Here is a 22,401-nt window from a genome sequence, read left to right as displayed (position 1 = left end):
ACAAGGACGGCGGCAGCGATGCGCTTGGGAGGAACGATGACGGGATCGGCAGAAGCAGGTACGCCGCAGCATGGCTGCGCATCCATGAGCGTCACCCGCCGCACTTTGCTCGGCGGCGCGAGCGCATTGGTCTTCGCCGGACCGGCGTTCGCTGCGGCGTTGCCCGCCGACAGGGCGACCAGGGTCGAGCCGGTGCCGATGCGCCACGTCCGGCTCAAGCCGTCGCATTTCGCCGACGCCTTCGCCGCCAATCGCCGCTATCTGCTCTCGCTCGATCCAGAGCGGCTGCTGCACAATTTCTACGTGTCGGCGAAGCTGCCCGCGCCCAAGCCGGTCTATGCCGGCTGGGAGGCGCAGGGAATCGCCGGTCATTCGCTCGGTCACTGGCTGTCGGCCTGTGCGCTGGTCGTCGCCAATACCGGCGATCGCGAAGTCGCCGCGACGCTCGACCATGCGCTCGCCGAGATGGCACGCATCCAGGCGGCGCATGGCGACGGCTATTGCGGCGGCACCACGGTGGAGCGCGGCGGCAAGACGATCGACGGCAAGGTCGTGTTCGAGGAGGTGCGCCGCGGCGACATCCGCACCGGCGGCTTTGACCTCAACGGCGGCTGGGTGCCGCTCTACACCTGGCACAAGGTCCATGCCGGGCTGCTCGACGCGCATACGCTCGCCGGCAACCCGCGGGCGCTGCCAATCGCGGTCGCGCTCGCCGGTTATCTGGCCGGCGTGCTCGAACCGCTGAGCGAGGCGCAGATGCAGCAGGTGCTGCGCGCCGAACATGGCGGGCTGAACGAGACCTATGCGGAAACCTATGCGCTGACCGGCGATCCGCGCTGGCTGCGGATGGCGCAGAAAATCCGCCACAAGGCGGTGCTCGACCCGCTCACCGCCGGCCGCGACCAGCTCGCCGGACTCCACGCCAATACGCAGATCCCCAAGCTGATCGGCCTCGCCCGCCTGTACGAGCTGACCGGCGATCCCGCGCATGCCAGCGCCGCGCGCTTCTTCCACGACCGCGTCACCCATCACCACAGCTATGTCATCGGCGGCAATTCGGAGCGCGAGCATTTCGGCCAGCCCGATCAATTGTCGAAGCGGATCACCGAAGCGACGTGCGAGGCGTGCAACAGCTACAATATGCTGAAGCTCACCCGGCACCTCTATGCCTGGGAGCCGAAGGCGCAATGGTTCGACTTTTACGAACGCGTTCAGCTCAACCATATCCTCGCGCACCAGCGGCCCGATACCGGCCAGTTCGTCTATTTCATGCCGCTGTCTGCGGGCGCGCGGCGCAGCTACTCGACCGCGGAGGAGAGCTTCTGGTGCTGCGTCGGCTCGGGGATGGAGAGCCACGCCAAGCACGCGGATTCGATCTACTGGCATGATGCGGGCAAGGCGGGGACGCTCTACGTCAATCTCTACATCCCGAGCAGCCTCGACTGGCAGGGCCTCACGCTCGATCTCGACACGCGCATGCCGACCGAGGGCGAGGCGACGCTGACCGTCCGCCGCGCCGGCCGCGCAGTGCAGCCGATCGCGCTGCGCATCCCCGGCTGGGCGCAAGGTGCGACCGTCGAACTCAACGGCAAGCCGGCGCCGGCGACGATGCGCGACGGCTATGCCGTCATCGACCGGCGCTGGCAGGCGGGCGACCGCATCCGAGTAACGTTGCCGATGCACTTGCAGGCCGAGCCGACGCCGGACGATCCCAATATGATCGCCTTCACCCACGGCCCGCTGGTGCTCGCCGCCGACATGGGCGCCGCGGCGGAGGCGTTCGACGGACTCGGCCCGGCGCTCACCGTCGACGGCCCCGCGACCGCGGCACTGCGCACCGCGGGTGACGCCCACCGCTTCACCGCGCGCTCGGCACTGGGCGAACCGCTTCAGCTCAGCCCCTTCTACGCGCAATATGAGCGACGCACCGCGGTCTATTTCCCGACCTTCACCGCCGCGGCCTGGGCGGCGGCCAAGCCCGATTATCTGCGCGCGCAGCAGGAACGGCAGGCGCTCGCTCGCCGCACCGCCGACGTCGCCTATCTCGGCGAGATGCAGCCCGAACGCGACCACGCCTTCACCGCCAGCAAGCCCGAGACGGTGCAGCTCCACGGCCGGTCCGCACGCAAGCTGCGCGCCGGCGAGACGATCGCGCTGACGCTGCAACGCCGCCCGGGGCCGGCGGTGCTGCGCGTCGTCTATTGGGGCGGCGACGTCGGCAATCGCGAACTGGCGATCAGCGTCGACGGCACGCCGCTCGCCACCGATGCACGCGAGGCGAAGCCGCAGGAGGGCTTCGTCGCGATCGACTATCCGCTGCGCAGCGCCGGCGAACAGGGCAAGGCGGCGGCGAAGGTCGTCTTCACCGGCAAGCGCGGCGAGGTCGACATCTACGAGGTTCGGATGCTGTCGGCACCGACCGCGGCGCCGGGGTCCGTGGCGTGAAGCGGATCGGCGCGCTGCTCGCCGCGCTGCTGCTCGGCACCGCGGCGGCACCGGCGCCGTCGGTGACGCGGCCGGTGACCGTCGTGCTGCGCCCCGCCGTCGACCGACCGGCGACGGTGTTCGAGGGCTGGGGGACCGCGCTCGCCTGGTTCGCCAACGTCACCGGCGGCTGGCCGGAGGCGGAACGGACGCGGCTCGCCGATTTGTTCTATACCGGGCGGGGGCTCGGCTGGACGATCGCGCGCTACAATATCGGCGGCGGCGATGCCGCGGACACCAAGCCCTATCTGCGCACCGGCGCGGCGGTGCCGGGCTTTTGGCGGCTGCCGCCCGGCACGCAGGCGAAGGACTGGCGCGCCGACGATCCGCGGATGTGGGACTGGTCGCAGGACGCCAACCAGCGCTGGTGGCTCGATGCGATCCACGCGCGCGTGCCCGGCGCGATCTTCGAGGCCTTCTCGAATTCGCCGCCGTGGTTCATGACCGTCTCGGGCAAGGTCTCGGGCGCGGAGAAGCGGACCGACGACAATCTGCGCCCCGGTCAGGAAGGCGCCTTCGCCGCCTATCTCGCGCGCAGCGTCGAGGAATTGCAGCGGCGGCATCACATCACCTTCCGCACGCTGTCGCCGGTGAACGAGCCCAACACCGATTATTGGTATGCCGCCAACACGCAGGAGGGCGCGCATTGGAGCCCGGCGCGGCAGGCGGCGATGATCGACGCGAGCGACGTGGCGCTCAAGGCCCGCGGGCTGGCGACCGTCGTGTCGGCGCCGGACGAGACCAACTCCCGGCTGTTCCTCGCCGATGTCAGCGCCTATCCACCGGCGACGCTGGCGCGGGTCGGCCAGCTCAACGTCCACAGCTACGGTACCTTGTACCAGACGGGTGCGCGCGATGCCGCCCGCGCGGCGGGCATCCGGCTGTGGATGAGCGAGAACGATACGCCGCTCGACGGCGATCGGGAGAATTTCGACGGCATGCCCTCGGCGCTCGCCTTCGCCGACCACGTCGTCGCCGATCTCAAGAGGCTCGAGCCGGCGGCCTGGGTATTCTGGCAGGCGGTGGAGAACCTCTCGGGCGGCAACGGCAAGCCGACCTCGAACTGGGGGCTGATCAAGGCCGATCTGGCGGCGCCGGCGGCGGGGCCGCACGCGATCCACGTCACCCGCAAATATTGGGCGATGGCGCAGTTCAGCCGCTATATCCGCCCCGGCTATCGACTGGTGCCGGTCGACGATCTCGACACCGCGGGGGCGTTGTCGCCGGATGGCGCGACGCTGGTGCTGGTCCACGTCAACGGCGGGGTGGCGCCGCGGACGCTGGTGGTGCCACAGGGCTGGCGCGCGCAGGCGGTGCTGACCGATGCAACGCACGATGCGCGCTGCGTCGCGGGGGTGACCGCGCCGGCGCAGTCGGTGGTGACTTTGGTGCTGACGCGCGGGCGGGGGAAGCCAGTGGCGTGTCAAGCCGGGTGATAGTGGTGGCCCGGACGGGTCGCGGTCCCGGCTGACAGGCGCAACGCCCGAAGCTAGACTGCCAAGCGGGCGACCAGCTTGGATGTGACATGACCGCTTTGACCGACGACGCTCCCCGGACACGATGGGCCACCCGGCAGGATATCCCGGCACTCAAGGCGCTCATGGAACGGGCGATCGATGCGCTTCAAACCGGCTTGCTGTCCCCGGAACAGGTCGCAGCCAGTCACGCGATCATGGGATTGGACACGCAGCTGATCGAGGACGGCACCTACCTGATCGCCGAGCGCGACGGGGTCATCATGGGTTGCGGCGGTTGGAGCAAGCGGGCGACTCTCTACGGGGGCGATCATAGCAGCGCATTGCGCGCGCCCGAGCTTCTCGATCCGGCGCAGCATCCCGCAAGGATCAGGGCGATGTACACGGATCCCGATTTCGTCCGGCAGGGTGTAGGCCGATTGATCCTGAAGGGATGCGAGGACGCCGCTGCTTCGCATGGTTTCACCAGCGTCGAATTGATGGCGACGTTGAGCGGAGAGCGCCTCTATGCGGTGAACGGCTATCAGCCGGTGGAAACCGTCGAGGCTGTGGCGAACGGTATAGCGATCCCATTGATCCGGATGCAGAAACCGCTTTGACCGTTCCCGAACCAGCGCGACCCGACTCGCTGGCGCAAAAGAGACGTGCGACCGCAATACGTCAGTCGATCGTCCACTCCCAATAGCCGTCCTTGCCGCTGCCCGTCGTCAGCCGCAGGTAGCGCGTGCGCAGCGCATGCGGCAGCGCGATCGGCGAGCCCGAGCGTGCCGCCGCCGGCACCACCGTCCGCCATGCCCGGCCGTCGTCGGATGCCTCGATCTTGATCGTATAGCTTCGCGTCGCATATTCCGGCCGTAGCCTACTGCCTGTCACCGTGCGTACCGCACCGAGATCCGCCACCAGCGTCGCCGCCTCCTCACCGCCACCTCGCCACAAGGTCGCGTAATTGTCGTCCGCCGCACGCGCCGCGCCATAGGCCCCCTCGCCGCTTCCCGACGCCCGCCAGCGCAACCCTCGCGCCCGCGCCGGGGCGAAGCCCTTGACCGCGCCGCCATGCGTCGGTGCAACCCGCGCCAGCGTGCCGTCGGCGCCGATACGCAGCGGATCGACCGCGATCTGGCGCAACACCTCCTCGCCGCCGCGCGGCCACGGCAAGGCCTGCCGATGATAGAGGATATACGCCTGCCCGCCGCTGCGGAATATCGCGTGATGGCCGGGGCTGATGATGTCGCGGCTGGCATCGGTGCTCAGGATCGGGCTGTCGGCGGCCTCCCTGAACGGGCCGAACGGCGTGTCGCCGATCGCATAGCGGACCTTGTACGTGTCCTTGGTCGTGTTGCCGTCGCTATAGGTCAGCGCATAGCGTTTCCCCGCTTTCACCATGAACGGCCCCTCGAAATAGTTCGCGGGGGTGACGTCGCGCGGAACGCCGTCGAACGTCACCATGTCGGGCTTCAGTTTGACGACGAAGCAATGGCCGTTGGTCCAGTTGAGCCCCGACCCCCAATAGAGATAGGCCTGCCCGTCGCTATCGATGAACGCCTCGGCGTCGATCATATGATAGGCGGGCGCGAAGTCGCGCGCGACCAGCGGCCTGCCGCCATTGGCGTCGGCCCATGGTCCTGCCGGCGAAGCCGCGCTGCCGACCCAGATCTCGCTGCCGACCGAGACGTACATATACCAGCGGCCGTTCGCCGCTTTGACCACCGACGGCGCCCAGACCTTGGAATCGCCCGAGGTCGGGCTCGTCGCCGCCTGTTTGGTCGGCCAGTTCGGCTGCGAGAAGGTCCAGTCGCGGCCATTGTCCGAGGTCCAGAGCCCGAGCGTATCGCCGCCCCACGGATCGATCGTTGCGAAGACGTACCAGCGCCCGCCGTCGCGGACGATCGACGGATCGGCGAAATAGCCCGGCAGCAGCGGATTGCCCGCACTCGGTGCGTCCCAGCGCGCCGGCGCATCCGCCGCACTGACCAGCAGCGCCGCCGCGGGCAGCAGCGTGCGCGCGAGGGTTCGGATCGTCATCGGGTCAGCCTCCATGGGTGGGGTGCGTCTCGCCATCGAGTTCGCTCGCCTCGCGCACCACCGCGACACTGTCGCCGGTGTCGCGCATCTCGTACAATTTGCCGCGCGCATTGTGGAACGGGCGGTGCAGCACCATCATCAGCCCGCCGTCGAAGCGGCGGAAGATCATGCCGTGGCCGCTGTCGGCGCGGACCAGCGGCGGCAATTGCTCCCACGGGCCGGCAAGTTCGCCGCTGCGCGAGCGCGCGACGCCCTGCACGTAGGAGCCGCGATCATCATAGCTCGACCAGAGCATCAACAGCCGGCCGGTGCGGGTGCGGAACAGCTCCGGCCCGTCGGTGACGTAGATCTTGTCGCCCTCCTTCTGCGGCCGGCCCGAGGCCCAGGGCGCGTCCGAGGCGCGGAACAGCAAGCGGGGCGCGCCCGCCGCCTTGAGCGTCGCATCGAGCGGCAGCGTCTCGATCGTGCCGTCGCGCGCCTGCACCCATTCGTGCGCATAGACCAGCCACGGCTTGCCGGCGCGATCGACATGCAACGTGCCGTCGAGCGTCATCCGCTCTTTCGGGGCGATCGGGTCGCCGTCGCGCAAGAGCGTGAACGGCCCGCCGAGCCGGTCTGCGACCGCCAGCACGGTGCCGCGGCGATGCGTTCCCGGCTTGGCGAGCTTGGCAGTTTCGTTGTGGAAGGTCGTGAACAGATACCAGCGACCGCGCCAGCGATGCACCTCGGGCGCCCAGGCGCCGTCATTGGCCCAGGTGCCGTCCGGCAGTGCGAAGACGACGGTGGGGCGCGTCCAATGCTTCAGGTCGCGGCTGGTATAGGCCATGATGCCGAGCCGTTTGTCGCCGGTCATCTCCGCCTGATTGGTGGTGAACAGCCAATAGGTGCGCGTCGCGACATCGGCGACGATCCACGGATCGTGCAGCGGCATCGCCGGCATCGTCAGCGGTGCGGCGGTCGGCGCCGGCGCGGCGGCGATCGGCAGCGCGAGCATCAGTGCGAAAGCGGCGCGCCACATCATCGATTCTCCTGTACGGTAACCATCAGCGTCTTCCCCTCCGGCGGCAGGATCAGCCCGAACGCGGTCTCGTCGCCGTTGAGCAGGCGCTCGCGCACCCAGCGGCCGCCCTCGAAATGCCCCTCCTCGACCGTGACGAGCTGGATGCCGCCCGCCGCGCCGAGCCTCGGCGCGAACTTGAGGTTGGCACTCGCGCCGGTGAGCAGGAAGCGATCGGGCGCGGCGCGTGCGACGATCACCCGGCCGGACAGGTCCTTGTTGCCCTGCCCGCGCGGCCCGCCATAGCCGTCGCGCACCTCGCCGAAGCGTGCGACGAGATCCACGTCGCCGAAGACGAGCGGCACGTTCGCCATACCGTCTTCCTCGACCGCGACGCGCACCTGCCCCGCATCGCGCAGCGGCAGCAGGAACGGCGCCGCTTCGCGCAGCAGACGATAATCGAGCGCGATCGGCTCCTCCGCCGCCTGCCCGTCCTTCAGGCCGAAGTCCGCGCCGATGCCGAACTTGCCGATGCCGACGGCATGCGGCTGCGCCAGCGTCCAGAAGGCGTGGCGGGCATGCGCCATGCTGCCGCCCGTCTCCGGCACGAACAGCGGATTGCCGGGCACGTCATAGGCGCGCGCGATCTCGGTATAAGGCGCGAGATTGGTGTCGTAATTATCGACGCCGACGACGTCGATCGCGGGCGCCAGCGCGCGCCATTGCGGCAACAGCCACGACACCGCGCCGCCCGAGGGCGAACTGTCCCCCGGCCGCAACAGACCCGGCTGCTCGCGCGGCCAGACGTTGACGTAGAGCGGCAGATCATAGGCGCGCTTCCCCGCCGCCGCGACCGCGCCGATATAGCGCGCGGTGTGATAGGCCATGAATGCCTCGGGCGCGCGCTCGGCGTAATTGGCGGTCCAGTCGCCGGGTTTCGCGCTCGGCATATCGGCGGGCACCGCGGCGCGGAACAGCGCCTCGGCGGCGGGCGCGTGATCGCGAGCGGCGCCGAGCGTCCCCGCCTCATTCTCCACCTGCACCATGACGACGGTCTTCTGCCGTCCGTCGACGGCTTTCAGATGCGCCATCAACGCGGCGAAGGCGCGGGCATCGGCGTCGCGGCTGGCGGCGGCGATCGGCGACAGCACCTCGATCGGCTTGCCCAGCGCGTCGACGACCCGCGGGAAGCGCGCGGTGTCGCGCTTCACCCAGGCGGGCGTGTAGCTCATGTTGGCGTTCTTCCACGTCCCGAACCACAGCAGCACCAGCCGCACCTGCTGCGCGCGTGCCTCGGCGATCAGCCCGTCGACCACCGTCCAGTCGAACCGCCCCTCCTCCGGCTCGACCGATTCCCAGCCGATTGGCGCCATCACCGTATTGGCATGGCTGCGCCGGATCGCGGGCGCGAGGCGGCGCAGTTCGGCGGGGAAGCCGCTGGAATTGTTGAGCTGGATACCGAGCAGCAGGAAGGGTTGCCCATCGACGCGCAGCACCGGCTTGCCCGCGTCGGTGGCGACGAAGCGGCTGTCCTGCGCCGCCAGCGGCGCCGCCACGACGCCGCAGGCGAGCAGCAGCGCGGCAGCGGCACGGCCGATGCCAAGCGCCCCGGCACATCGCGTCACCGACCGTCGCTCCATCGTCCGCTCCTGCCCTATCTTATATGTAGGACATGACTTCCGCTGCGGAGACGGTCAAGATGCAACTTGGATCAAGCGATCCGCATCGCCTGTTCGGTATCGCGCTGCGCCTGTTCGATCAGTGCGGTCGCCGCGGCATGCGCCGCCGCCGGGTCGGCGCGCGCGATCGTCTCGAACAAGGCCTGATGCTGCGGGATCGAATCGATGTAATCGGCGACGATGCGATATTTGAAGAACGTCGTCCAGCGCACCGCCGACGAGATGCTGCTCGACAGGCTGCCGAGCAGCTCGTTGGCGGTCGCCTCGAGCAATACCGCGTGGAATTGCTCGTCCGCCGCCTGCCCCGCGACGCTCTCCAGACCGTGGTGCGTCATCAGTTCGAGCGCATGACCGAGTCGCGACAATTGACGCGCGGTGCGATGCGTCGCGGCGAGGGCGGCGGCGGCCGGTTCGACGATCAGCCGCAGTTCGAACAGGCTTTTGACGAAGCCGACCGGCGGTTCGCCCTCGAACATCCAGCCGAGCATCTCGGTATCGAGCAGGTTCCAGTCGACCCGTTCGCGCACCCGCGTTCCCGTCTTGCGGCGGCTTTCGATCAAGCCCTTGGCGGTCAGCATCCGCAGCGCCTCGCGGATGACATTGCGCGCCACGCCGAACCGGTCGGCAAGATCGAACTCGCCGGGAATCGTCTCGCCCGGCGTATAGTCGCCGGTGACGATCGCGACGCCGAGCGTCCGCGCGATCGTCACGTGCGCTGGCCTGATCCGTTCGCGTTTCGCCAATTTTTTATGAACCTTCCCAAGGGCATGGCGAGGTATCGCCGTCCCATCGATAGGCCGCAACCGATCCACCTGCAAATTTCATTTGTCCGGCATAATCCGGCCCGCTATATGTAGGACATTACACGGCACTGATGTCGGTATGATTGGGGAGAGGGACCATGAAGGGCACGTACGCGCGTTTGTTCGCGGGCGCATCGTTCGTCGCACTGGCCGGCACGGCACAGGCACAGACAGCAATACCGGCGCAGACGCCGCCGACGACGCAAACGGAAACCGGCACCGTCGCGCAGACCAGCGATCAGGCGGCGAGCGATCCGACGGGCGATCAGGACATCATCGTCACCGGCGTGCGCGAAGCGCTGCGCTCCGCCCAGGCGATCAAGCGCAATGCCAACCAGATCGTCGATTCGGTGCAGGCGCAGGACATCGGCAAGCTGCCCGATGCCAATACGACCGAGGCGCTGCAGCGCATCACCGGCGTCCAGATCCAGCGCCGCTACGGCGAAGGCGCGACCGATTTTGATCACCGCACCCAGCCCGCGGTCACGATCCGCGGCCTCACCCAGACGCAGAATTTGCTCGACGGCCGCGCCGTCTTCTCCGCCGCAGGCAGCCGCGCGCTCGACCTCGAAGGCATCCCGCCCGAACTGCTGTCCGGCATCGACGTCTACAAGAACCCGCCCGCCAGCATCGTCGAGGGCGGTGTCGGCGGCACGGTCAACCTGCGCACCCGCAAGCCGTTCGACAGCCCCGGCCAGGTGATCAGCGCCACGATCAAGGGCAATTACTACGATCGCGCCGACAAGTTCGGCGGTTCGGGCTCGGCGCTGTACAGCAACCGTTTCGAGACGCCGCTCGGCGAAATGGGCATCCTGCTCAACGCCGTCTACGGCAAGAGCCAGTATAGCCAGCACGCGATCCTCGTGGGTCAGCAGGCCGCACCCGCTGCCGGCAGCGTCGCCAATCTGCCTGCGAACGGCAAGGTGCCGCTCGGCTTCCAGATCTACGACGACAACGGCAATCGCACCCGTCTCGGTCTCGCCGGCGCCTATCAGTGGCAGGCGGCATCGAACGTGCTGGTCACCGCGCAGGCGCAGTTCACGCGCTATACGTTCGACCGCACGGGCGCCTATTTCTATCCGAGCAACAATTACACCACCGCCAGCCCGGCACCGGGCGCGGCCTTCACCTTCGACAGGAACGGCTATGCCACCAGCGGTGTGCTCGCCAATCAACTGTTCGAAAGCGGTCGGTTCGATCAGGCGCTGCGCTCGCATTCGGGCAATTACACCTTCAACGTTGCATGGGACGTGGCGTCGAACCTGAAAGCATCGTTCGACGCGCAATATCTGAAGTCGGTCTACGACGCCGATCGCAACGGCCTAGTCCTGTCACAATATCAGGTCACCGGCCAGAACGGCACCAACGCGCCGAACCGCCAGCTCGTCAGCTTCGACCTGCGCGGCAGCCGCCCGGTGTGGAACGTCAGCAATCCCGCCGGCTTCACCGACGTGTCGAAATATTCGCCCTCGTACATCGCGGACTCGCTGACCCGCAACGATGCCGACCAGCTCGCCTTGTCCTATGATCTCGAATATGACGTCGAGGGCGGCTTCCTCCAGAAGTTGCGTGGCGGCCTGCGCTACACCGACAGCAGCATCGCATTGCGGGGCACGTGGAACGGCCTGTGCCTCTACGCCAACGCCTCGCTGAACGGCCCCTGCCCGAGCGATGCGAACGGTCGCAACGGCCAGGCGCTGCCGGCCCTGTCTTCCTATCCGGCGCTGTACAAGTTCGGCCCGTCGAACAACTTCTTCGACGGTCGCACCCTGCCGGGCGGCGTGCTCTATGCCAATTTCGCGCCGGGCTCGGATTTGTGGAACAGCCTCGGCTCGACCTATGCGCTGTTCGGCATCCAGCGGAAGACCCGCTTCGACCCGTCCGACATCACGACGCTCAACGAGAAGACGCTCGCCTCCTGGGCGGCGGCGGATTACGAGGCCGAGGTCGGCAGCGTGCGGATCGACGGCAACGTCGGCGTCCGTCTCGTCCGGACCCGGCTGGAATCGACCGGCACGCAATATGTCGACGGCGTCCCCGGTGGGGTGCTGACGACCAGGAAGGAATATGTCTCGGCGCTGCCCAGCTTCAACGTGCGGGCACGCTTCACCGACACCTTCCAGGTCCGCGGCGCCTATTCGAAGGCGATCACCCGGCCGAACTTCGATCAGCTGTCGACCAACCTGTCGCTGAGCGCTGCCAATCAGGTCAGCCAGACGACGGGCCGCCCGAGCGCGAGCCAGGGCAACCCGAACCTCGATCCGACCAAGTCCGACAATTACGACGTTACCGCGGAATGGTATTTCGCTCCGGCGGGATCGCTGACCGGCGGCCTGTTCTACAAGAAGGTCGACAAGTTCATCTTCTCGCAGGCGATCGTCCAGACCTATGGCGGCATCGCCTATGACACCGCGACCTCGGTCAATTCGGGCAGCGGGACGATCAAGGGCTTCGAAGTCTCCTATCAGCAGTTCTTCGACTTCCTGCCGGGGCTGCTCAGTGGCTTCGGTGTCCAGGCGAATTACACCTATGCCGACAGCAGCGCGAGCCGCACGGTCTTCAACCTCGTCACCCAGCAGTCGCGGGTCGAGACGGTGTCGCTCGAGAAGCTGTCCAAGCACAGCTACAATCTCGTCGGTCTGTACGAAAAGGGTCCGGTCACCGCACGCGTCGCGTGGAACTGGCGCGGACGCTACCTCGACACCACGACGGGCAGCGGCGCCAACGGCACCAACCAGTTCCAGGCGCCCTATGCCACGCTCGACGCGTCGATCAGCGTCAATCTGAACAGCCATCTGGCGGTGTCGGTCGATGCGGTGAACCTCAACAACCGGCTGGGCGTGACCTATATCGATACGCCGAGCCAGCCGCTGCAATATACGTTCAACGACCGCCGCTTCGGCCTGTCGCTGCGCGCCACCTACTAAACGGCTTCCCCACTGCCGGCGCCGTCTTCGGATCGCGCCGGCTTTTTTGTGCCTGGCGCACAGGCACAAAAAACCGGCCGCGGCCGGGGGGCCGCGGCCGGTCCGCTCGCCTGTCGTTTAGTTGATCATCGTCCAGCGCTGGTTGCCGCCGCCGTTGCACGGCCAGACGATCAGCTTGGTGCCCGTGTCGGTCGAGGCTTCGTTGACGTCGAGGCAGGAGCCCGAGGCGCGATTGACGATCGTCGTGCCGTTATACGTCCATTGCGACTTGTCGCCGATCGAGCAGGAGGTCTGCACCACCGCTCCGCCGCTGCCGTTGTCGTCCGCCTGGGCAAGACACAGCCCGCTGCGCTGCACGACATATTGCGTGTAATTGCCGATCGGACGGCGCTCGACTAGTTCGTTGCTGGTGTTGGTGCAGGTCCATTGGATCGCCGTGCCGTTATAGTAAGGCGAATCGTTGCTGATGTTGGCGCACTGGCCGCTGTGCGCGACCTGCATCTTGACCAATTGCGTGTTGGGCGAGCCGAGCGCGATCGTGCCCGCCGCCGCGTCGATCGTGATCTGCGATGCGGTGCCGGTGAAATCGAGCGAGGTGTTCGTCGGGAAGGTCAGCGGCAGCCAGACATAGGTCGAATCGTTGACGATCTGGCCGATCGCCGGCCCCCAGCGATCGCCCATGTAGAGATAGGACGTACCGCTCGATCCCTGCACCGGCAGGATATAGGTCGATTGCGAATTGTAGGTGGTGTCGTGACCGAAATAGGTCGGCCCGGTCCACGGCCCGGCGAGACTGGTCGCGGTGAAATAGGCGGCGCGATTGGGGTTCCAGCCGGTGGCGCCCGAGGTGATCAGGAAGTAGACGCCGTTGCGCTTGACCAGCGCGGGCGCTTCGCGGTGATAGCCCTTGATGACGGTGAGCAGCGAATCGACCTTGGTATAGTCCGCGCTCAATTTGTAGACGTTGAGGTCGTAGTTCACGTTCGACGACGAGATCAGATAGCCGGTGCCGTCGCTGTCCTGATACACCGTCATGTCGCGTGAATCATAATCGAGTGGCCGGAAGCTGCCGAGATAGGTGTAATTGCCGTCGACCGTGTCCGACGTCGCCACCGCGACGCGCGCCTCGCCATAGTCCTTGCCATTCTCCCAATGCGCCCACAGCACGTATTTGCGGGTCGCGGCATTGTAGAGGATCTTGGGCCGTTCGATGTTGGCGCCGTTCAGCTCGCTCGCCGACGAGGATTTCAGCACGTCGTTGCGGAATTCCCAGGTCTTGAGATCGGTCGACCGGTACATCGACACCGCGCGGAAGGAATAATCCGGGTTCCGGTTCTCGCCGAGGAAATAATAATAGCTGCCGACCTTGATGACGCCGCCGCCGTGCGCGTCGATCTGCCCGCCCGTCGTGGTGACGAACTGCGAGCCGTTGTTGACGGTCTGCGCGCTCGCCCAGGCGACGCCGGGCAGCGCCAGCGCCACCATCGCGGCGCCCAGCGCCAGAGTTTTCCTGAACATCATTCCTCTCCTCATCAGCCGATCTCCGTCGGCAATTATGTATGACATATGGATGTCATGTTGAGAATAGACGGAGGCACGGACGCTAGCGCTACCATCGCATTTCCGTCGGTTTCGCCAGCTTTACAGCGCCGAACCTTCCTCTATCATGTCGGACAACAGGCAGGACGATCATGCCTGGGGAGAGGATTATGCAGAGGAAAGGCTGGGCTGCCGTGTCCACCGCCGCAGCGCTGGCGCTCGCCGGCGGCTATGCCGTGCATCACCGGCCCCGTCCGCCCGCATCGCCCCCCGCGGCGGTCGCGGTGGTCAGCGCGCCGGTCACCGTCGTCCGCCCCACTGCCACGCCGAGCGCCCCGCCCGCGCCGGTGCGGGAGCGGCCCGAGCGCAAACTGGTCGAGACGCTCGCCACGCACGATCGTCGCGGCGGCGACGTGCGGATGATGGCGGCGGTGATGACGACGCAGCCGCCGCCAGCCGCCGCCGCCGCGCCGGTGGAGGTGGCGATGACCGCCGCAGTCGCGCGCCTGCCGGTCTTCGCCGCCGCCGCGCCCGTCCACGTCAGCTGCGTGCGGACCGCTTGCGAGGTTGCGGGGCCGCTGCCGGCGGGGCAGACGGAGGCGACGATGGTGACCGCCTTTCGCGACAAGCAGTTCGAGCATGACCTGCTCGCCCGCGGCTATACGCCGGGGCCGGTACTCGTCGCCGATGCCGGCGACGGCAGCCGCGGCTTCGTCTTCTATATCAACAACGAGTTCTGACACCGATGTCGACCGCCGCGCCGCACGCCGCCGCCACGCCCTGGTTCGCCGCTCCCGGCGCGATCGAGATCCTGCGCGTCGGCGAGGAGCGGGAGCCGGTGGTGGTGATCGACGGCGCCAGCGGCGACCCGGCGGCGCTGGTCGAGATCGCCGCGCGCGCGCGGTTCACCGACGCGGCGCGCGCGGGCAGCGGTTATCCCGGACTGCTCGGCCCGGCACCGGTCGGCTATCTCGATGCGATGGTGCGCTTCGTGCTGCCGCTGATCGCCGCGCATTTCGGCACCGGCCCGGTCGTGCCGGCACGCGCGCGTGGCAATTTCTCGCTGGTCACCACGCCGGCGGATGCGCTGAGCCCCGACCAGCGCGTCCCGCACGTCGACACCGCCGACCGGCTGCAATTCGCGACCGTGCATTTCCTGTCGCCGGACAATGCCGACGGCACCGGCTTCTTCCGCCATCGCGCCACCGGGTTCGAGACGATCGATGCCGAACGCCTGCCGGCCTATCACGCCGCGCTCGACCGCGAACGCGCCGATCCACCGCCGCCCGGCTATCGGACGGAGTCCGACGCGCGCTTTGAGCGGATCGGGGCGGTCGCGGCACGCTGCGACCGGCTCGTGCTCTATCGCGCGGCACTGCTCCATTCGGGGCTGATCGCGCATCTGCCGGACGCCGCCGCCGACCCGCGACGCGGACGGCTGACCGGCAATCTGTTCCTCCAATGCCGGGCGAGCGCATGAGCGGGCAGGACGGCGCGATCCGCCGCATCGCGATCATCGGCGGCGGCACCGCCGGCTGGATGGCGGCGGCGGCGCTCGCGCGCGTGCTCGGCCCGCCCGGTCCGGCGATCACGCTCGTGGAGTCGGAGGAGATCGGCACCGTCGGTGTCGGCGAGGCGACGATCCCGCCGATCCAGGCGTTCAACGCCTTGCTCGGCATCGACGAGGACGATTTCGTCCGTGCGACCGGCGGCACGTTCAAGCTCGGCATCGAGTTCGTCGACTGGCGCGCGCTCGGCCAGCGCTATTTCCATCCGTTCGGCGTCTACGGCATCGATCTCGGCGCGGTGCCGTTCGAGGCGCTGTGGCGACGGCTGCACGCCGAGGGCGCGGCGGGTCCGCTGTCCGATTATTCGATCTGCGCGGCGGCCGCGGCCGCGGGCAAATTCATGCGGCCGCAGCCCGGCAACACGCCACTGACGCATATCGGCTATGCCTTCCACTTCGATGCCGCGCTATATGCCCGCTTCCTGCGTGGTCGCGCCGAGGCCGCCGGCGTCGTCCGCCGCGAGGGGCGCGTCGTCGACGTCGTGCTGCGCGGTGCGGACGGCTTCATCGAGGCGGTGACGCTCGCCGACGGCGGACGGGTCGAGGCGGACCTGTTCGTCGACTGTTCGGGATTCCGGTCGCTGCTGCTCGGCGACACGCTCGGTGCGGGGTTCGAGGATTGGTCGGCGTGGCTCCCCAACGATCGCGCGGTCGCGGTGCCGAGCGCGGTCACCAGGCCGCCACCGCCCTATACCCGCGCCACCGCCCGCACCGCCGGCTGGCAATGGCGCATCCCGCTGCAGCATCGCGTCGGCAACGGCTATGTCTTCGCCGCCGACCATATCTCGGAAGACGAGGCGACCGCGACCCTGCTCGCCAATCTCGAAGGCGAGGCGCTGGCCGAGCCGCGCACGCTGCGCTTCCGCGCGGGGCGGCGATCGGCGCTCTGGGTGCGCAATTGCGTCGCGCTCGGCCTGTCCGGTGGCTTTCTCGAGCCGCTGGAATCGACCAGCATCCATCTGATCCAGTCGGGCATCGCGCGCCTGCTCGAGATGCTGCCGACGCGCGCGTTCGAGCCTGCCGACATCCGCCGCTACAACCGGCTGATGGCGACCGAGTTCGACAGTATCCGCGACTTCGTCATCCTCCACTTCCACGCCACCGGCCGCCGCGACACCGCTTATTGGCGACGGCTCGCCGAGATGCCGATCCCGGACACGCTGGCGGAGCGGATCGCCATCTATCGCCGCACCGGCCGCGTGTTCCGCGAGACCGACGAATTGTTCACCAAGACGAGCTGGCTGGCGGTGATGGACGGCCAGGGGCTGACCGCATCGGGGTACGATCCGCTCGGCGCCGCCTTGCCGCTCGCCGATGCGCGTGCGGCGCTCGACCGGATCGGCAAGGTCACCGCCGCCGCCGCCGCCCATATGCCGCCGCATCAGGATTTCATTGCGCGGCACTGTCGCGCGCCGCGCTAGTCGCATAGCGCGACGAAGGTCGCGCTAGCCACGGTTGCCGCTTGCACGGGTGAACGATCCCCTCATAAGTAAAAGATGGAACGGGCAAGTGATTGGTCCCGGGGGGAGAGATTCGATGACTCAGCCAACGCGCGCCATGCGCAAGCCAAGCCTTCTGCGCCATCTGCTGGCCGCGGGGACGGCGATCGCATCGCTCGCCGCGCTGCCTGCCGCGGCCGATCCGCTGGCGATCGTCGACCGCAACGGTGGCATCGTCTCGATCGAACCCTATGCCCCCAACATCGTCCGCGTGACGATCGCGCTCGACAAGGCGCTCGCGGTCGCCCCGCCGGGCGAAGGCCCCAACGCCAAGCCCGATGCCGCCGGCTGGAGCCACCGCAGCGATGCGAGCGGCGACGTCTTCGCCTCGCCGGCGCTGACCCTGACCGTCGCCGCGCAACCCTGGCCCAAGGCGCCGACGCAGATGCAGCGCTATTTCGCGCCGTCGCTGCCGCCGGTGGCGATCTCGGTGCGCGGTGCCGACGGCCGTACCCTGCTCGACATGACCGGCTGGGAGATGGCACCGCACACCGTCAACGACGAGAAGACCTTCCGCGTCGGCGCCAGCTTCGCGGTGCAGCCGGGCGAACATTATTACGGCCTCGGCCAGAACCAGGAGGGCGTGCTCGACCTCAAGGGCCGCACGATCGACTGCCGCCACAATTACGATGCACCCGCCGGCGAGAGCGTCTGCGTCCCCTTCATGGTCACCAACAAGGGCTACGGAATCGTCTGGGACAATGCCTCGGCGACGACGGTCTCGCCCGGCTTGCACAACGCCACCCACTGGCAGTCGAACGTCGGCGAGCGCGTGTCCTTCTTCGTCATCACCGGCGACACCACCGACCAGCTTTATGCCGGCTATGCGAAACTGACCGGCGCCACCCCGCTGCCGCCCAAGGCGGCGTTCGGCCTGATCCAGTCCAAGGCGCGCTACGAGACGCAGAAGGAATTGCTCGACGTCGCGCAGGGCTATCGCCAGCGCAACCTGCCGCTCGACGTGATGGTGCTCGACTGGTTCTATTGGTCGCGGATGGGCCAGCTCGACATCGATCGGACCTTCTTCCCCGATCCCAAGGGGATGAACGATACGCTCCACAATTTGGGGATGCATTCGATCATCAGCGTCTGGCCGCGCTTCGAGCGGGAGTCGCGCTATTACGATTTCCTCGGCGCCAAGGGCTGGCTGCTCCACGACAAGGACGGCAGCGTCGTCGACGGCCTGCCGATCCGCGCCGACCGTGCCGGCGCGTTGCTCGATTCGACCAATGCCGACGCGCGGCAATGGTTCTGGACCAAGATCCGCGACAATATCGCCAGCCAGGGCTTCGACTGGTTCTGGCTCGACGAGACCGAGCCCGATCTCGTCCCCGACGGCCACCAATTCTCGATCGGCTCGGGCGACCGCTACCACAATCTCTATCCGCTGGTGCATACCAGCAGCGTCGCGGAAGGCTCGGCGAAGGACCGGCCCGACATGCGCAACCTGATCCTGTCGCGCGCCGCCTATCTCGGCACGCAGCGCAACGGCGCCCTCTTCTGGTCGTCGGACGTGCAATCGACCTGGGAAGCGCTGCGCCGGCAGGTGCCCGCCGGGCTCGGCTTCACCGCCACCGGCATGGCCTATTGGAGCAGCGACACCGGCGGCTGGCAGAACCCCGCCGGCCCCAAGGCCGAACGCGCGCCCTTGCTCGACCCCGCCGGCGCGACCGCGATGCCGCCGAGCTATGCCGATTACCCCGAGCTGTTCACGCGCTGGTTCGCCTATAACAGCTTCACGCCGACGCTGCGCATCCACGGCCAGCGTGCCGGCACCGCGCTATGGGAGTATGGCACCGCCGCCGAGCCGGTGCTCGCCGGCTTCCTGCGGCTGCGCTATGCGCTGATTCCCTATCTCTACGCACTGGGGCATCAGACCGCGCAGACCGGGGCGCCGTTCATGCGCGCGCTGTTCATGGACTTCCCCAACGATCCCGCGGTGGCGACGATCGGCGACCAATATATGTTCGGCCCGGCCTTCCTCGTCGCGCCGGTCACCGATCAGGGCGTGACCAGCCGCAAGGTCTATCTGCCCGCCGGCGCCGACTGGTACGATTACTGGACCGAGCGGCGCTATACCGGCGGCCAGACGATCGACGCGGCGGCACCAATCGACAAGATCCCGCTGTTCGTCCGCGCCGGATCGATCGTGCCGATGGGGGTGCAGGTGCCGAGCACCGCGACCGCGCAGCCGCTGGAGAGCATCCGCGTCTATCCCGGCCGCGACGCGAGCTTCACGCTTTACGACGACGACGGCGTCACCAACGCCAATCGCAAGACCGGCGGCCGGACGGCGACGCTGCGCTGGAGCCAGGCGACGGGCAAGCTCGCCGCGTCGGGCCGCCTGCCGACCGGGCAGGACGCCGCCGGACTGGTCCGCGTCGTGCAGGGCAAATAAGCCGCCACACCTTCTCCGTCGAAAACGGGGAAGGTGTGTCTTTTCAGACACATAATTTCACGAAGCCGACACAATCGCCGACTAGCGCGAAGGTCCGCCGGGGGGCGGTCGCCATCATCGCCGGCAGGTTGCGCCAAGGGAATATCCTGGCGTCCCGCCCGGCGGCGGCTCCCCGTAACCATCAGGGGGACCTTCGTGACCACGCGTTTGCTCAAGACCATGTTGCTGCTCGGTGCCGCCGGCTTCGCCGCGCCCGCGCTCGCCCAGACTGCGACGCCGGCGACCGACGCCGCTGCGACCGATACGACCGCGACGCAGGACGCCAGCGGCGATCTCGGCGACATCGTCGTCACCGCCGAGCGCCGTTCGGAAAACCTGCAGCGCGTGCCGCTGTCGGTCGCCGTCGTCGGCGGCAGCGACCTGCGCACCTTCCAGGCGGGCGGCGAGGACATCCTCTCGCTCTCCGGCCGGGTTCCCGGCCTGTATATCGAGACGACGACGGGGCGCATCTTCCCGCGCTTCTACATCCGCGGCCTCGGCAACATCGATTTCTATCTCGGCGCCAGCCAGCCGGTGTCGATCATCCAGGACGACGTCGTCCTCGAACATGTCGTGCTGAAGTCGAACCCGGTCTACGACGTCAACCAGGTCGAGGTGCTGCGCGGGCCGCAGGGTTCGCTGTTCGGCCGCAACACCACCGCCGGCATCATCAAGTTCGACACGATCCGCCCCAGCCAGACGTGGCAGGGCCGCATGTCCGCGTCGGCGGGCAGTCTCGGCACCTTCACCTATGACGCCGGCGTCGGCGGCCCGATCATCCAGGACAAGGTCGCGGTGCGCCTGTCGGGCCTGATCCAGCATCGCAACGACTGGGTCGACAATCGCTTCGCCGGGGTCAGCGCCGACGGCACCCGCACCCCGCAGAAGGATGCGATGGGCGGTTTCGACGAGCGCGACGTGCGCCTGCAGGTGCTGCTCACCCCGACCGAGGCCTTCTCGGTCAACGTCTCGGGCCACGCCCGCGGCTATCACGGCACCTCGACGATCTTCCACCGCGCCGCGCTCCGCAAGGGCTCGAACTCGGTCTCGGCCGAGCCGCGGAGCAGCATCGCGCTCGACGAGGGCGACAACAACCCGCAGGATTACGACACCTACGGCGGCTCGGTGAACGCGGCCTATGACTTCGGCCCGGTCACGCTGACCTCGATCAGCGCCTATGAAACCACCTCGGGCTACAGCCGCGGCGACACCGACGGCGGCGCGGCGGCGAACTTCCCGGTCAACGGCGTGGCGAACGGCTTCGGCCAGAGCCAGGGCAATATCCGCGCGCTCGGCCAATATACGCAGGAGGTCCGCCTCGCCTCGCAATCCGACCAGCGTTTCACCTGGCAGGTCGGCGGCTTCTACTTCCGCCAGAACGACACGACCGAATTCTACCAGCGCAGCTTTTTCCTGAACACCGCGGCCCGCAACCCGAACAACTGGGTGCGCCTGCGCGACATCAACACCAGCTGGGCGGCGTTCGGTCAGGCGAGCTTCAAGGTGACGCCCGACTTCACGATCACCGCCGGCGGCCGCTATACCGAGGACGTCAAGCGCACGACGCTGGTCAAGCCGGTGCTGAACGCGACCGGCACCGCCAGCCTGTTCCCGGCGACCGCCCCCACCGCGGTGCGGCTCGAAGGCAAGGAGCCGAGCTGGGACGTTTCGGCATTGTACCAGCTCGATCCCCGCAACAGCGTCTATGCCCGCGTCGCGCGCGGCTTCCGCGGCCCGACGATCCAGGGGCGTTCGGCGGTGTTCAACTCGCCCTTCTCGACCGCGAACAGCGAGACGATCACCTCCTATGAGATCGGGTCGAAGGGCGTCTTCCTCGACGGCCGGCTGCGCATCAACTCGTCGCTGTTCACCTATACGGTCAACGACATCCAGCTGAACGGCAATGACGTCAACGGCAACGGCGTGCTCTTCAACGCCGACAAGGCGCGTGCCTATGGCGTCGAGATCGACACGCAGTTCCGCCCGGTGCCGAACCTCACCTTCACGCTCGGCGCGAGCGCGCTGGCGTCGAAGATCCGCGACAAGCGCGTCTATGCGCAGGTCTGCATCCTCAACGGCGTGGTGGTCTGCACCGTGCAGGATCCGACGATCCGCGTGGGCAGCAACGTCTTCGCGCAGATCGACGGCAACCCGCTGCCCAACGCGCCGCGCTGGAACCTCGACGCCACCGCGCGTTACGACCTGCCGCTCGCCAATGACGGCAAGCTGTTCGTCGCGACCGACTGGAACATCCAGGGCTACACCAATTTCGTGCTCTACAAGACGCGCGAATTCTACGCGACGGGCAATTTCGAGGGCGGCCTGAAGATCGGCTACACCACGCCGGACGACAATTACGAAATCGCCGCCTTCGCGCGCAACATCACCAACGAGAAGAACCTGAAGGGCGTGATCGAGAACTACATGGCCGCGGTGTTCAACGAACCGCGGATCATCGGCGTCTCGGTCAGCGGCAAGTTCCGCTAAGCCGATAGCGGCGGCGTCTCACGGCGCCGCCGCCGTTACCGTCAGGTCCATCTCCGCAAGCGGCGTGCCGGTGACCGCGTCGATCACCACCGGCTCGACGACATGGCCGTCCGCCGCGACCAGCCGCACGATCGTTTCATCGCCGAAATGCCGCGCCCCCCACGCACCGAGCGCATGGAGCACCGGCAGATAGTCCCGCCCCATCGCGGTCAGCACATAGTCGTGGCGCGGCGGCCGCTCCGAATAGCGCCGCCGTTCCAGCAGCCCATCCTCGACCAGCGCGGCCAGCCGCCGCGTCAGGATGTTGGGCGCGATCCCCAGCCCCTTCTGCAACGCGTCGAAGCGATGCACGCCGCGCGCCACGTCGCGCAGCACCAGCATGCTCCAGCCATCACCGACGCGGGCGATACCGCGGCCGAGCGGGCAGTCGCTTTTGGATAATCCTTCACAGTCCATTGCAATAAGATAGTCACTCTCTATCTTTT

15 protein-coding genes are annotated in these 22,401 nt (G+C 67.8%); 9 read left to right on the top strand and 6 right to left on the bottom strand.

Features of this window, described 5'->3' with window-relative positions:
• The first annotated feature begins 84 nt into the window (after window positions 1–84).
• From AC07U4_RS10835 to AC07U4_RS10825, 3 genes are all read left to right on the top strand, one after another.
• Window positions 85–2,445, top strand: a complete 2,361-nt coding sequence (locus tag AC07U4_RS10835; RefSeq protein ID WP_495195406.1) for a beta-L-arabinofuranosidase domain-containing protein — start codon at window positions 85–87, stop codon at window positions 2,443–2,445.
• Window positions 2,442–3,920 carry a glycoside hydrolase family 30 protein gene (locus AC07U4_RS10830; protein ID WP_495195405.1) on the top strand — a complete coding sequence of 493 codons (1,479 nt, stop codon included), beginning with the start codon at window positions 2,442–2,444 and terminating at the stop codon, window positions 3,918–3,920. The genes AC07U4_RS10835 and AC07U4_RS10830 overlap by 4 nt, the downstream gene beginning before the upstream one ends.
• An 89-nt stretch (window positions 3,921–4,009) precedes the next feature.
• Complete coding sequence (locus tag AC07U4_RS10825; protein WP_038663897.1) at window positions 4,010–4,558, top strand: GNAT family N-acetyltransferase; 549 nt, start codon at window positions 4,010–4,012, stop codon at window positions 4,556–4,558.
• 61 nt (window positions 4,559–4,619) lie between these two features.
• On the opposite strand, the gene AC07U4_RS10820 is transcribed toward AC07U4_RS10825, so the two are convergent.
• The 4 genes from AC07U4_RS10820 to AC07U4_RS10805 form a co-directional block, all read right to left on the bottom strand.
• Window positions 4,620–5,981 carry a family 43 glycosylhydrolase gene (locus AC07U4_RS10820; protein ID WP_495195404.1) on the bottom strand — a complete coding sequence of 454 codons (1,362 nt, stop codon included), beginning with the start codon at window positions 5,979–5,981 and terminating at the stop codon, window positions 4,620–4,622.
• A gap of 4 nt (window positions 5,982–5,985) precedes the next feature.
• Entirely contained in the window at window positions 5,986–7,002 is a 1,017-nt protein-coding gene (locus tag AC07U4_RS10815) for a glycoside hydrolase family 43 protein (protein ID WP_495195403.1), read from the bottom strand.
• On the bottom strand, window positions 6,999–8,618 hold the full coding sequence (locus AC07U4_RS10810) for a DUF5597 domain-containing protein (protein ID WP_495195402.1): 1,620 nt from the start codon (window positions 8,616–8,618) through the stop codon (window positions 6,999–7,001). The genes AC07U4_RS10815 and AC07U4_RS10810 overlap by 4 nt, the downstream gene beginning before the upstream one ends.
• A gap of 71 nt (window positions 8,619–8,689) precedes the next feature.
• A complete protein-coding gene (locus AC07U4_RS10805) occupies window positions 8,690–9,367 on the bottom strand; it encodes a FadR/GntR family transcriptional regulator (RefSeq protein ID WP_495195401.1) in 678 nt (225 codons plus the stop codon).
• A gap of 191 nt (window positions 9,368–9,558) precedes the next feature.
• Between AC07U4_RS10805 and AC07U4_RS10800 the strand changes: the two genes are divergently transcribed.
• Window positions 9,559–12,387 (top strand): TonB-dependent receptor, encoded by a 2,829-nt coding sequence (locus tag AC07U4_RS10800; RefSeq protein ID WP_495195400.1) that lies wholly within the window; start codon window positions 9,559–9,561, stop codon window positions 12,385–12,387.
• A 117-nt stretch (window positions 12,388–12,504) separates the two neighbouring features.
• Here AC07U4_RS10800 and AC07U4_RS10795 read toward each other — a convergent pair whose 3' ends face one another.
• Window positions 12,505–13,905, bottom strand: a complete 1,401-nt coding sequence (locus AC07U4_RS10795) for a family 43 glycosylhydrolase (RefSeq protein ID WP_495189852.1) — start codon at window positions 13,903–13,905, stop codon at window positions 12,505–12,507.
• Between the two features lie 215 nt (window positions 13,906–14,120).
• Here AC07U4_RS10795 and AC07U4_RS10790 point away from each other — a divergent pair, with 215 nt between their 5' ends.
• The 5 genes from AC07U4_RS10790 (at window position 14,121) to AC07U4_RS10770 (ending at window position 21,916) form a co-directional block, all read left to right on the top strand.
• Window positions 14,121–14,666 carry a hypothetical protein gene (locus tag AC07U4_RS10790; protein ID WP_495195399.1) on the top strand — a complete coding sequence of 182 codons (546 nt, stop codon included), beginning with the start codon at window positions 14,121–14,123 and terminating at the stop codon, window positions 14,664–14,666.
• 5 nt (window positions 14,667–14,671) lie between these two features.
• A complete protein-coding gene (locus tag AC07U4_RS10785; RefSeq protein WP_495195398.1) occupies window positions 14,672–15,406 on the top strand; it encodes a DUF6445 family protein in 735 nt (244 codons plus the stop codon).
• Window positions 15,403–16,914, top strand: coding sequence for a tryptophan halogenase family protein (locus AC07U4_RS10780; RefSeq protein ID WP_495195397.1), 1,512 nt, complete (start codon window positions 15,403–15,405; stop codon window positions 16,912–16,914). The genes AC07U4_RS10785 and AC07U4_RS10780 overlap by 4 nt, the downstream gene beginning before the upstream one ends.
• 136 nt (window positions 16,915–17,050) lie before the next feature.
• Window positions 17,051–19,390 carry a glycoside hydrolase family 31 protein gene (locus AC07U4_RS10775; protein WP_495195859.1) on the top strand — a complete coding sequence of 780 codons (2,340 nt, stop codon included), beginning with the start codon at window positions 17,051–17,053 and terminating at the stop codon, window positions 19,388–19,390.
• Window positions 19,391–19,609: 219 nt separating this feature from the next.
• Window positions 19,610–21,916 (top strand): TonB-dependent receptor, encoded by a 2,307-nt coding sequence (locus AC07U4_RS10770; protein ID WP_495195858.1) that lies wholly within the window; start codon window positions 19,610–19,612, stop codon window positions 21,914–21,916.
• Between the two features lie 18 nt (window positions 21,917–21,934).
• Here the strand turns inward: AC07U4_RS10770 and AC07U4_RS10765 are convergent, their stop codons facing one another.
• On the bottom strand, window positions 21,935–22,372 hold the full coding sequence (locus AC07U4_RS10765) for a winged helix-turn-helix transcriptional regulator (protein ID WP_137898257.1): 438 nt from the start codon (window positions 22,370–22,372) through the stop codon (window positions 21,935–21,937).
• Window positions 22,373–22,401: the final 29 nt, after the last annotated feature.

Source organism: Sphingomonas sp. GW821-FHT02B09, from assembly GCF_059421875.1.
The sequence above is the reverse complement of the archived record's forward strand: the minus strand, read 5'-3'. Positions and strand labels throughout refer to the sequence as shown.